This window comes from Leptospira congkakensis (genome assembly GCF_004770265.1).
Lineage (GTDB): Bacteria > Spirochaetota > Leptospiria > Leptospirales > Leptospiraceae > Leptospira_A > Leptospira_A congkakensis.
The window spans coordinates 168,468-180,472 of record NZ_RQGQ01000014.1; the positions used below are offsets into that span (position 1 = coordinate 168,468).

Sequence of the window (12,005 nt, forward strand, 5' to 3'; positions counted from 1 at the left end):
TGTGGATTTTTACGAATCGACAATGGAAGTTCCTCTACTCTAGTTTATATTTTAATGGCAACCATCCTTGATCGATACTAAAGAATCATTATCCCAATTGGTTTCTGAGGCAGTACTCGGCGAAAAGTATCCAATTGCAAAAATTATTTCTAAAATTGAAACGGAAAAAAATTTAGAATTCCGTGAATCTTTATTCCATGAACTTTCGATTCAGAATCCAGATGCCAAAGAAGGACTTACGATTGGGATCACAGGGACACCCGGTGCCGGCAAATCCTCGTTACTCGGTGAGTTATGTAAACTTTTTTTAGAATTTGCTCCAAACAAAAAAATGGCTATTGTTGCCATCGATCCCTCTTCCAATGTCAGTGGAGGGTCCATCCTTGGTGATCGAACGAGAGTCACTCTTCCCAGAAGAGATCCTAGGCTTTATTTCCGCTCTCAACCGTCCCAACTGGAACTCGGAGGACTCAATCCTTACACCTTTCATGTCATCCGTTTCTTAAGACGAATTTTTGATTATGTATTTGTCGAAACAGTAGGGATTGGACAAAACGAAATTTCAGTTTCTCTTATATCCGATTTATCCTTTCTTGTGATGCAACCTTTAGGTGGTGATCAAGTTCAATTTATGAAATCAGGGATCATGGAAGTTCCAGAGGCCTTTATCATCAACAAATGTGATGAAGAGTCTTTGGCAAATTCTAGTTATTATATGTTAGAATCGACTTTGGAATTCATCAAAGATATCCTTCCTGACCAGTCCCTTCCACCTATCTTTAAAACATCCGTCACCAAACGAAAGGGAATAGAAGAACTACTAAGATACATCTTACAGTATCAAAAACGAAAAGATAAAAATACAGAAACTCTCACTCAACTCATGCAGTGGATTCGCAATGAATATGGAAGATGGGGAATCTCCATTTGGGAAGAATTGGAATCATCGAAATGGAACCAGGCTGTGAAACGAAATCCACTGGGTGGGATTCAGAAATTAAAGTATGAAGAAGAGGAACGTAAAATCGTTTCACTCATCCAAACAAAAATCAAATAAGAACTTTCAAAAAAACATCAGGGATTGGGCACGGTTTTCTTTCCGTATAATCAAAGAAAACGATTGCTGTTTTGGCTCGAGCGATTTCCTTCCCACCATTTTTATGAGTGATCACATATACCATTTCTAAAGATTTTGTGGACACATTGTCCACAAAAAGCTGCATCACTAAATCGTCTGGGAAAAAGGCCTCTGATTTATAAACAATAGCCACATCCGATACCACAATCCCCTTCCCTTCCACATTGATTTCTGTCCATCCATGTGAATGGAAAAACCGGGCTCGGCATTCATGGGTTAAGGTCAAAATGGCATCGTGGGCGAGATGGCCTGCAAAATTAATATCCGAGATTCGAACACTTAAATCCGTAGAATAAATTTGTTTTTCTGGAATATCGATAGAAATTCTAGCCACTAATCAACATACCATTTGTATCGTTCATCAACTAACTTCGATTCTTCTTTCAATCGATCGGAATTCCAACCTAGTGTTTTTGCAATTTTTTTATCTAACCTAGTTCGTTCTAAAGGATCAAGAATCCCTACAGTACCAACTCCAGACCTTCTAAAATAAAAATCAGCTAGATGAAGAATGTCTTCATGGAGGACCATAGATTCTACTTCTTCTTCATAATAGATTTCTCCATTCGAAATTCGATAAGAATCTTTTCCTTCTATAGATAGAATTTTCCAAGAGACACTACCATAACGACGTGCCAATGTTTCTAACTTTTCACCTGAAACTTTTGGATACTTAAATTGTAATTCATTCACAAGTTCTTTTAAACTTTGGTATCGTCCACCGAGTAGTGGAGTGAATTTTGTAGCACAAGGAGATTTTATTCCTTTGGAATAAATATCGATTGCATTCACTAAACTTTCTGCAACGGCTCGACTGGTAGTATATTTTCCACCTAACGCAGAGAAGAACCCAGGGAATCCTTCTTTTTCATAATGAAAAATTTCGGATTTTCTAGAAGCGGAGTAAGTTCCTTCCGTACTTCCTGGATCTTCCACTAGTGGACGAAGGCCACCATAATAATAATCCACATCTTTTAAAGTGAGTTTCGCAAACCCAAAACTAAAGTTTACTTCATCGAGTAAGTCCACTAGTTCAGATTGTTTGACTTTAAAAGCATTTGGATCATCTTCATAGGCAGTGTCCGTTGTTCCGACAATGGTTTTACCACGCCATGGAATGACAAAAAGATGCGAACCATCTCTTTTAGATAACACGGCACATTCATTTCCACAAATGTTTCGGACTACCGCATGGATTCCCTTGGAACGAACGAGTTTTTTTTCCGCAGTAACACCAGTCATGGATTCAATTACGTCTGCCCAAGGCCCAGCCGAATTGACAACGACTTTAGTCGAAACTAAAACCTTCTTACCCGTAATAGAATCCGTTAGCCCAACCGTATAACCACCGCTATTTTGTTTTTTCAAAGTAGTGACGGCTAAATAATTAAAAGCATGAGCACCCTTCTCCTTTGCGGATAAAATAAATTCTGTTGTGTGTTTTTCTGGATTGGGGTTGGCATAATCGTAGTATTGGAAACTCCCTTTCAGAGATTTTCTATCCAGTCCTAAAACTTTATAAATGGTTTCTCCTAATGAATTCCATCGGTATCTGGGCAATCGGACATCGGCATCGATTTCCTCATTCCGATCAAAAGAGAGTGCATTGTATAGTTCCATTCCCAGAAACAATTGGATACGTTGGAACCAAGAACGAATCGGAATGATAAATCCCATAGGTCTTACTGCATGAGGCGAAATTTTAGCCAGGTATCTTCTTTCAGAAAGTGATTCACGAACTAAACCAAATTCTAAATTCTTTAAGTATCTAAGTCCACCATGAATGAGTTTAGAAGTAGCTTGGCTCGTACCGGAAGCGTAGTCATTTTTTTCTACGAGTAAACAATTGTATCCGCGGAGGGTTGCATCCCAAAGGACATTGGCTCCTGTTATCCCACCACCGATGATAATGATATCATATTCTTCTTTTAAATTTTTGAGCCGCGAACTTTCATTTTTTGTAATTTGTTTCATTTGATTAACATTTGATAGGTAAAGCATTTGGGATTACTTTGAAATGAGCAGGTAGTTGGCCCATATTTTCGCCATCCACATCGATAAAAACGTCTTCTTCAGACTCAGCCGTTAACTCTGTGATTTGTTTGGAGATGACTTTAGAATCATCAGATAATTTTCCACGATACAAATATCCAAACTTACGAAGGGTTTCCATTACGGTTACGTCTTGGATCGCAAGAAAATCCATTTTCCCATCGTCTAACTTTGCTTTGGGAGCAAACCACATCCCCCCACCTGCATACTCACCGTTAGCACAAACTACGAGCCTACATTTATTTGTAATTTTTTCAAATTTAGATAGTGTAAGAGTTATCTTTTTGTTGGTATATGTAAATAAACCAAGGAACGAATATAATAAAAATACCCCCTTCCCACCTATGATGGAAGCAAGCCTTGATTTATTGACTTTATAAACAACTTCACCACCCATTCCAACATCTGCCAAATTCAAACATAGATAATTACCCTTTGTTTTGTCAGCTTTGGTGTAAGTGACTGCAATCAAATCAATGATTTTTTCTTTGCCTTCCAGAATTTGTTCCAGTGCTTTGATTGGATTTTTCGGGACTTTAACAGTTTTAATAAAATCGTTTCCTCTTCCTGCAGGAATCGGACTAAAGATAACATTTTTATTGATTAATTTCCCGTTTTCGAAAAGTCCATTGATGATATTAGAAAATGTTCCATCACCTCCAATCCCTACAATCCAATGAAACCCTTGTTTTACGGATTCATTGGCAATGTCACGAGCGGCTTTCTCTTTGGTTGTGGCTTCAAATTCATAAGGGATTCCTTTTTTTTGTAACTCCGGTTCCACCCGTTTCCAAACTTTTGCAGAAAGACCTCCGCCGGATACAGGATTTAGAATCACTTTCATCTTTTTCATCAGGTCTCTCCTTTATTTCCAGAAAACAGCCCATAAAATAATACATGTTCAATTGTTTCTAAATAGGCTTTTTCACTTTTAATTTCATTTTGGAAATGCCCTTCCAGAATCACTTCCACAGCACCGCGAATCATACCCCAAGCCACTGCGACGTTGGGATAAGTTCCTCGAGAATTAATTAAGTTTTCTTGTTTTGCCTGTTTATAGATTTTTTCTAAAAGTGTTAGGCGGTTTGTTCTTTCATCCGTTAAAAGTTTACGCATGTCTTCAGAAACATTATTGATGTTTAAGTTAACTCCACATTGCCTAGCAACGACGTACATATGACGATCGCCCAAACAATGATCGATATAAGCTCTAATTGCTTTCCTAGACATTTCAATGGCTGATGGTTCATCAAAAGCTTTTTCCAAACGAGTACGAAGACGAAGATAATCTTCATACTGAATTCGCGCCATTAAATCATCTTTACTTTTGAAATGGAGATAGATCGTTCCCCTCCCTATCTCCAATTGTTTTGCGATATCATCCATCTTTACAAGTGATGGATGTTTGGTTCTAAAAAGTTCTATCGCACAGTTGAGAATGTCTGTTTCCCTTTGTGCGAATTCACGTTTTTTCCTTTCAGAAACACCCATTATTTAAGTCCCAACAATCCACCTGGGTTCATAATTCCTTTAGGATCGAAAGTTTTTTTGAGAGAGGAAAGAATTCTTAGTCCTTCTTTTCCAACTTCCCCTTCCATCCAAGGTGCAAGCATCCTTCCAATCCCATGATGATGGGATAAAGAACCACCATGTTTATGAATGCTATCGATAATGCCTTTATGAAATTTCACAAAATCGGCAATTTCATTTTTTCCATTGATGGGACTTAAGAAGATAAAATACAAATTGGCTCCGTTTTCATAAGCATGGGATATATGAACCATACAAGAAGTATTTTCATGACTTTTGATATATGTCCTTGTTTTTTCCCACAATGTATGTAAATTAGACCAACTAACGGCTGTCTCAAGGGTATCAATTCGGATTCCTTCGTCCATAAGATAATCTCTTAAGTAAGCACTGGAATACCGTTGGTGTAACCACTTGTTCACTGGTGATTCCCCTGTTGAAAATCCACCATTCTGTTTTGCGATTTTTTTGATCTTTTTCAAAACTGATTTTGCATAATCCGGATCGCCATCCACAATGATATGCATAAGTGATCTTTCCATTGGTTTGTAACCAATAAATCTTAAGAACAAATCCTCTTTTCCACCATGAAGACCACTCATATGGAAAGAGATATCTGTTTCTTCTGGATCTTGGATACGAAAGAAATGTGGTTTTCCAAATCCGGCTTGCATCACCTCTCTCATCGTTTCTACAGCCTTTTCAAAGTTCTTAAATATAAAGGAACCTTTGGCAGAATTTTCAGGATGGAATTTACGAATTTTTAAAGTTGCTTTGGTAATGACGCCAAAACTCCCTTCTGTTCCTAAAAACAAACGGAATAAATCAGGACCAATGGATGCTGCAGGATAAGCCTTTGATTCAAATTTTCCAGAGGGAGTAATCGCTGTTAAACTAAGGAGTATATCTTCCATTTTCCCATACCCAGTGGAAGCTTGACCTGCACCTTTGGCAGCAATCCAACCACCTACGGTAGAAAATTCAAACGACTGTGGGAAGTGGCCACAAGTATAACCACGTTCATTCAAATGTTTTTCTAAAACCGGACCATACACCCCTGCTTCCACTGTAACAGTAGAGTCAATTGCATTGAATTCTATGATTCGATTCAAACGAGATAAATCCAAAGATATCCCACCTTTGGGAGCTTGTAAAGCCTTGGTGACTGTAGAACCGGCACCAAAAGGAATTACAGGAATTTTTGCCGCATTGGCAAGAGAAATGATTTCAATTACTTCCTGTTCGGACTTTGGTGATACAACAACATCAACGACATCTGTGACTTCACCAAATCTAGCTTTGTATATTTCTGTATAAAATTTCCCTATCGAATGTTTCGCACGAGAAACATCGTCTAACGAAACATTGTCTTTACCAACAATTTGTTTTAGTTTAGTGAGAGTGGTTGGAGTAATCTTTGATTTTTTTAAAGCGGCAAGAGGAAGTTCTCCCTTTGGAAATGAAGTTTTAAACTCTTTATCTACAGGGAACTGGGCTTCTAAAAATTTTAACGTATGTTCCGGTAGTTTTTCTTCTACGTCGGGAGATCCCCATTTATAAATATTTCGAGTTTGCATATTGGTATCCAAAAGTCCTTATTTGTTCCAAAATTTGAACCAAGTTCAATATTTGACAACCAAAATATCCAGAGCCTACGAAAATTCTTTAGCCGCGGAATTCTTTAATGTATTCGGCTCTCACTTGGTCCACAAAGTCAGTTGTTAGATTGGTTCCAAATAATGCGGATAAGGTTTCTACTAATACATCATCCAAATCAAATCCCGTTAGAATCCATTCCATTAGTTCGAAGGTAATATCTAATGCCGGTGTTGGATTTAACTCTGACTTACCTTTTGCAATATCTAACAAGAGGTTGGTGATACTGCCGGGTTCTCCTTTTTCTATGAAAGAACGAATTTCAGTAGGATAGGATACCATTAACTTTTGTTTCATGGCATTAGGAGTGAAGATGATTTGGTCTTCAGTAAGATCCAGTGCTTTTAGTAGATGATCTTTGAGATTTTTTTCTGAATGATGACTTTCTTGCCAAACTAGGAGAATTTTCTCTCCTACGAGAGAATCTTCAAATGGCAAAAAAGGATAAGGTTTTTTATCCATAAAATGCCCAGGGGGACATCCTCCTGGGTTCACAAACTAAATTATTTTTTTGGAGGCACAACTGCATCTTTACATGTTTTAGAAAGTGTAAACTTAACAACAGTTTTAGCAGGAATGACAATCGCTTCACCAGTTGCAGGGTTTCTTCCTTTACGTTTTGGACGATTGCGTTTAACAAGTTTTCCTAAACCTGGAATTACGAATGCTCCGTTTTTCTTAGTTTCTTTGTAAGCGAGATCAACAAAGGAGTCCAAGAACGCAGCTACGTTCTTTTTGGTCATACCAGTTATTTCAGCGAGTTCGCTGAGCATTTCGGACTTCTTCATTGGGGTAGGAGTTGTTGCCATACTTTGATTTTCCTCTAAACCATTTAACGGTTACACATTATTTATAAAACTACATGATTTGGTACAAGACTAAATTGATTTTGGATACAATTTTTCTGCAAATTTCCTAAGAAAAACGAAGTTTTTGTAAAAAAACCTTTATTTCCCTAAGGAAAATGGGAATTTCTTCCAAAACTCATGCCTTCAACCAAGTATAAAAAGGTCGTAGTGGTCTTCAAACGTACCAAATACGAATTGGATTTGGAAACTTATGGCTCCATACAAGCCTACAAAGAAGTCGCACGTCAAAATCCAGAAGTCTTCGAAAGGACTTTTGAATCACATGAAAGGCAATTACAATCTCGAGAATTTCTAAAATCACAGGTATTTCCTGAAGCAGACTTTGTATTTCGAGAAAATTTTGATCCCGAAGGTGGGAACAAATACGATTTGATTGTGGCTCATGGTGGCGATAACCATTTCACTTATGTAGCCCATATGGCGGGGGACACTCACTTAATTGGATGTAATTCCGATCCTGATTCTTCTGTAGGAGCCTTACTTGGCTTTACTGCAGAAGAATTAAAAAAAGCAGTGGGAAATAACTTTGAACAAACTCGTTTGGAATCGTGGTCTCTACTTGATACAGAAATTCAATATCCCAACGGAACCAAACTCAAAACAGTTCCTGCCATTTGCGAACTTTCTGTCCGAAACAGTAGCCCAGACCTTACCTCTCGGTTTTGGATTTCTTACCAAGGGAAAAAAGAAGAACAAAAATGTTCAGGTCTCCTCGTTTACACAGGGGCTGGTTCCACAGGATGGATTACTTCCTGTTTTCCTAAAAAATTCCCACCTTTTTCAAAACATGAGCCGTTTTTCCATGTTTATTCTCGAGAAATTCGAGTGAAGTCCCGAGAAACAGAGTTTTCCTTGGCAGATTTCAGGGCTTTGGATCAAGTGGAAGTTATTTCTGAAATGAATGGTGGATTGGCAGTTGATTCTCTTACAGAGAGACATTATCCTTTTCCACCTTACGCCAAGGCGACAATTCGGTTATCGCCTGAGAAATTATTTGTAATTGTTCCGCTAAAGAGAGGGGAATCCATGCAAGACTTACCATACGAAATAGAGCAGAAACGCATTAATGGAACCGTAATCGTCCAAATCAAAGGTCGTATGGAATCGGGTCCACTGGATCGAATCACACAAACGATCTTAGATGAAATGGTCGGAACCGATAGAAAACATCTCATTTTGGATTTTTCAGAACTCCGATACATATCTAGTTTAGGAATCCGAATGATTTTGGATGTAAAAATGAACTTACAAAAAAGAAATAAAGAAATGGCTCTTGTCGGAGTGACTAGTTCGATTCTCCAAGTATTTCATTTGTTAGGTCTTTCCAATGCTTTCCAATTTTATAGCGATCGTGAAGAAGCGTTAAAATCGTTTGAGGAGCCATCTAAGTCCTAGATGTCTCCACGAATTTCGGTTTGGATAGCCAATTCGGTTTTTTTATCCTTTATCGTTATTTCCTTATTCTATTCCCTTGTTCATTTTCAAAATAGTTATTTAAAATCAGAAACTACTACCTTAATTGGAGAAAGAAACAGGAGTTTTGCGATTGTTCAAGAACTCTCTCGTGTCAAAAACCAATTCCCGATTGCTTATCAATGTCATTATAGTTTTGGACTCAGCAATGGATCCTTATACGAAGTTACGGAACGAATTCCTTATTCCATATACAAAAGACTTCGGTTAGGTGACACCATTGAGGTTTATAAAAAAGAAGTAAAGATTTTTGGAAAACAAACGGCTATTTCGCAAATTAGGGGGAATGCAGAACCACTCCCCCTTTTGGAAAACTTAGAAAGGTATTTTTTATATGGATTTATCTATTTACTCGTACTTGTCGCTGTTACCTTACTAATTAGGGTTTTGGAATTATTATCTCGAATTTATCCTTCGCAGCAAAAACCAACTGTGACTGACGAGATTGTTGCAAATAAAACTCAGGATTAACATCAAAACTTACAAAACACATATATTTATCGTGTTTTACAATGTACATAAATTCTAAATAGTTTAGATGAGTGTTTTGTGTCATAAAACCACGAAGCCACTTACTTTCTCTATAAACTCTTTCGTATTGAATGTTAGTTGCATCAATTTTTTTGATCGCTTCAGCAGACTCTTTAGAATAATCGCGGCTAATGATTTCTTTTTTCAGCGTCTTAATCAAGTTATATTCTAGTTTTGCTTTATTAGGTGGTAAATTTTCTGGGCGAGTTTTATAATAGTATTCGAATAACTCTTTATCCTGTCCCTCTTTTGCATCGTGATTCTCTTGGTTCACATCGGTAGAGGTAACTTGTGGTTTGGTGTCCTGGGCAGAAATAGATACTACTGCTACAAATAACACCAAGGTAATAGGTAGGGATTTTTTTAAGAGTTCCATAGTCTTCATTATCGGAATCCAAACAGAAATTTCAAAATAAAATTTTCGGTTTTCAAAAAGAGAAACAAGGTTCAAAACAGGTTTATCATGTCGATTCCGCCACTCATCACCTTCCAGGAGGACTTTCTTTCCGGAAAACTAATTTCTAAAGAATATGTCCACTTTTCGGAAATCGACTGCCCGGAACTGGACGTATGGATTGGAAGAGTGGTTCGTAGCATTTCCTTAGAATTTCTCCATGAAATTCTTTTCACCATTCTCAGCGAATTACTGGTAAACGGATGTAAGGCTAATGGCAAACGGGTTTTCTTCCAAGAACAAGGATTGAATCTCTGGGACGAAAAGGACTATGTAAAAGGAATTCCTCGGTATAAGGACGAATTTGGTCACAACCGCAAACGGGTTTTTTTGGCCCTTGATGACTCCCCATATAAAATTACTTTAAGCACAATTTTCAAAGAAGAATATATAGAATTTAGAGTTAGAAATAACGCCAAAATTCTCCCTGAAGAAAAAAATAGAATTCTAAAAAGAGTACAAGCATCTGCAAAGTATAAAAACATAAACGATGCTTATCGAGAATCAATCGATAACGAAGAAAGCTCTGGACTAGGGATCGTACTCATTCATATCCTACTTCGAAATTCTGGAATTTCCAACCAGTTCTTTCAACTTTTAACCACAGAGGAATACACTGAAGTCATTATCAGAATTCCCAAACAACTCATTCCAAAAGAAAACCAAATCAATATCAAAAATCTATTGATCCGCGAAGTCAATAGTCTTCCCCCTCTTCCCCCTCAAATTCAAAAGTTAATCACCATCGCAAACAAAAAGGACGTCGATTGGCATGAGATCTCTGCTCATGTGGAAAAAGATCCAGCAATTACAGCAGAAATTCTTAAAATTGCAAACTCACCTCTATTTGGAGCACACACACCTATTATCTTAGTTTTGGAAGGTTTAAAGAGGATAGGACTCAAAAACCTCGAATCCATTTTTTTAACATTAGGATCCAAAAAAATCCTTAATGTTCGATACGCAAAACAAGTGTTAGTCTGGACACACTCATTCAAAACATCGATGTATGCTCGGTTTCTCATTGAAGATAGTAAAAAACATTTAAAACTATTAGAACCTGCAATCATTTGCGGATTACTTCATGATTTAGGAAGAATGGTTCTTCTTTCGCTTGACCTAAGCCAAATCAATCAGATTAGAGTTCTTCGAAGTGATGATAGTAACGAAATTTCAGAATGGGTAGAAGAATACACACTTGGAACCACTCATTCTGAAATCGGATATTTGATGTCAGAAAAGTGGAAATTCCCTGAAGAAATTTTAGATGTGATCCGTTACCACCACAAACCTTGGCAATGCAAAACAAGAAACAATATCCTCTGTCAGATCATCTATTTGGCTGACATTTTGGCCAATATTGGTCGTGGGAAAGGAAATTATTTTACCGTAGAGCCTGAAGTGTTGGAATATTTTGAAATCAAATCAGAAAAAGAATTTCGCGATATGCAAGACAGGTTTAAACTCAAATTTGAGGAACATAGAGAAGAATACCAAAATCTCTTAATTTAACTATGAACTGGAAAGACTTACTTAACCTAGAAGACAAACAACTAGAAGATCCAAAACTCGCAGACGAATTTGATTTGGTTGGGCATCCTGAATATCCAAGTATCTCTTCACTTCCTCCAGAAGAAACTCTAGAAATCTTAAAAGAGTTTTTGATAGCAGAAGGACAAACCGTAAACATCAAAAATCTATTAAGTTATGCGCCCATCTTAGAAATTACATTAATCAAAAAAAACTTACCGACTATTTACGGCTAATCATTCCACATCCTGAACATCACTGATTCCAATTTGGTGTTCTTTTCCAACGTCATTACTAAATTCGATTTTCTTCGCCACAGATTTTTCCATACTACTAATAAGCAGTTCGTTAGTACGAGCTAACCTATCTGCCATAATTGAAACCATCTTAGCAGCAAACTTCGGATTCTTAACAAGAAAGTTTTCTAACTGTTGTTTACTTTCAATCACAGCCACTTCACAATTTGTTATCGTTCTTGCTGTCGCACTTCTTGGATTAGAACTGAACAAAGCCATCTCACCAAAAAAATCTCCAGGTTTCATCAGTGCTAGTCGCGTTTGACTATTATTCACAGTGAAAAAAATCTCAACGTTCCCTTGGAGGATGATGTACATCGCATTATTCAGTTCCCCTTCTTTGAAGATCCTCTGATTTGGCGGAATGTTGAGTTTGCTCATTGATTCGTGGCTCCTGTATCTATTTTTGGCTATTTCGCCTAAAATCTGAATTCATTTTCCTTTCCCCCAGGAAATCTGAAAAGAAAATGCCTTAA

At 37.4% G+C, this 12,005-nt stretch carries 14 protein-coding genes; 5 read left to right on the plus strand and 9 right to left on the minus strand.

Going from position 1 to position 12,005, the window contains the following annotated elements; all coding sequences use genetic code 11:
- Positions 1–67 precede the first annotated feature (67 nt).
- Positions 68–1,057: a P-loop NTPase family protein gene (locus EHQ70_RS09925; RefSeq protein ID WP_135585950.1), complete on the plus strand. Its 990-nt coding sequence runs from the start codon at positions 68–70 to the stop codon at positions 1,055–1,057.
- Here EHQ70_RS09925 and EHQ70_RS09930 read toward each other — a convergent pair.
- From EHQ70_RS09930 to EHQ70_RS09960, 7 genes are all read right to left on the minus strand, one after another.
- Positions 1,050–1,472 (minus strand): acyl-CoA thioesterase, encoded by a 423-nt coding sequence (locus EHQ70_RS09930; RefSeq protein ID WP_135585952.1) that lies wholly within the window; start codon positions 1,470–1,472, stop codon positions 1,050–1,052. The genes EHQ70_RS09925 and EHQ70_RS09930 overlap by 8 nt on opposite strands.
- The gene (locus tag EHQ70_RS09935; protein ID WP_135585954.1) at positions 1,472–3,112 is read right to left on the minus strand and encodes a glycerol-3-phosphate dehydrogenase/oxidase; all 1,641 of its coding nucleotides are present in this window, start codon (positions 3,110–3,112) and stop codon (positions 1,472–1,474) included. The genes EHQ70_RS09930 and EHQ70_RS09935 overlap by 1 nt, the downstream gene beginning before the upstream one ends.
- 4 nt (positions 3,113–3,116) lie before the next feature.
- On the minus strand, positions 3,117–4,043 hold the full coding sequence (locus tag EHQ70_RS09940) for a diacylglycerol/lipid kinase family protein (RefSeq protein ID WP_135585956.1): 927 nt from the start codon (positions 4,041–4,043) through the stop codon (positions 3,117–3,119).
- Positions 4,043–4,681 (minus strand): TetR/AcrR family transcriptional regulator, encoded by a 639-nt coding sequence (locus EHQ70_RS09945; protein ID WP_135585958.1) that lies wholly within the window; start codon positions 4,679–4,681, stop codon positions 4,043–4,045. The genes EHQ70_RS09940 and EHQ70_RS09945 overlap by 1 nt, the downstream gene beginning before the upstream one ends.
- Positions 4,681–6,297 carry an FAD-binding oxidoreductase gene (locus tag EHQ70_RS09950; protein WP_135585960.1) on the minus strand — a complete coding sequence of 539 codons (1,617 nt, stop codon included), beginning with the start codon at positions 6,295–6,297 and terminating at the stop codon, positions 4,681–4,683. Before EHQ70_RS09950 ends, EHQ70_RS09945 begins: the two co-directional genes overlap by 1 nt.
- An 88-nt stretch (positions 6,298–6,385) precedes the next feature.
- Positions 6,386–6,838: a VanZ family protein gene (locus tag EHQ70_RS09955; protein ID WP_135585962.1), complete on the minus strand. Its 453-nt coding sequence runs from the start codon at positions 6,836–6,838 to the stop codon at positions 6,386–6,388.
- Between the two features lie 41 nt (positions 6,839–6,879).
- Positions 6,880–7,185, minus strand: coding sequence for an HU family DNA-binding protein (locus EHQ70_RS09960; protein ID WP_135585964.1), 306 nt, complete (start codon positions 7,183–7,185; stop codon positions 6,880–6,882).
- A gap of 177 nt (positions 7,186–7,362) precedes the next feature.
- Between EHQ70_RS09960 and EHQ70_RS09965 the strand changes: the two genes are divergently transcribed.
- Both EHQ70_RS09965 and EHQ70_RS09970 read left to right on the plus strand, forming a co-directional pair.
- Positions 7,363–8,640: an STAS domain-containing protein gene (locus EHQ70_RS09965; RefSeq protein ID WP_135585966.1), complete on the plus strand. Its 1,278-nt coding sequence runs from the start codon at positions 7,363–7,365 to the stop codon at positions 8,638–8,640.
- Positions 8,641–9,189, plus strand: coding sequence for a hypothetical protein (locus tag EHQ70_RS09970; RefSeq protein ID WP_135585968.1), 549 nt, complete (start codon positions 8,641–8,643; stop codon positions 9,187–9,189).
- Here the strand turns inward: EHQ70_RS09970 and EHQ70_RS09975 are convergent.
- Positions 9,098–9,625 (minus strand): hypothetical protein, encoded by a 528-nt coding sequence (locus EHQ70_RS09975; RefSeq protein WP_244288291.1) that lies wholly within the window; start codon positions 9,623–9,625, stop codon positions 9,098–9,100. The two genes, EHQ70_RS09970 and EHQ70_RS09975, sit on opposite strands and share 92 nt — an antisense overlap.
- Positions 9,626–9,712: 87 nt before the next feature.
- On the opposite strand from EHQ70_RS09975, the gene EHQ70_RS09980 reads away from it, so the two are divergent.
- Complete coding sequence (locus EHQ70_RS09980) at positions 9,713–11,215, plus strand: HDOD domain-containing protein (RefSeq protein ID WP_135585972.1); 1,503 nt, start codon at positions 9,713–9,715, stop codon at positions 11,213–11,215.
- 2 nt (positions 11,216–11,217) lie between these two features.
- Entirely contained in the window at positions 11,218–11,469 is a 252-nt protein-coding gene (locus EHQ70_RS09985) for a hypothetical protein (RefSeq protein WP_135585974.1), read from the plus strand.
- On the opposite strand, the gene EHQ70_RS09990 is transcribed toward EHQ70_RS09985, so the two are convergent.
- Complete coding sequence (locus EHQ70_RS09990) at positions 11,470–11,910, minus strand: Crp/Fnr family transcriptional regulator (RefSeq protein ID WP_004787909.1); 441 nt, start codon at positions 11,908–11,910, stop codon at positions 11,470–11,472.
- Positions 11,911–12,005: the final 95 nt, after the last annotated feature.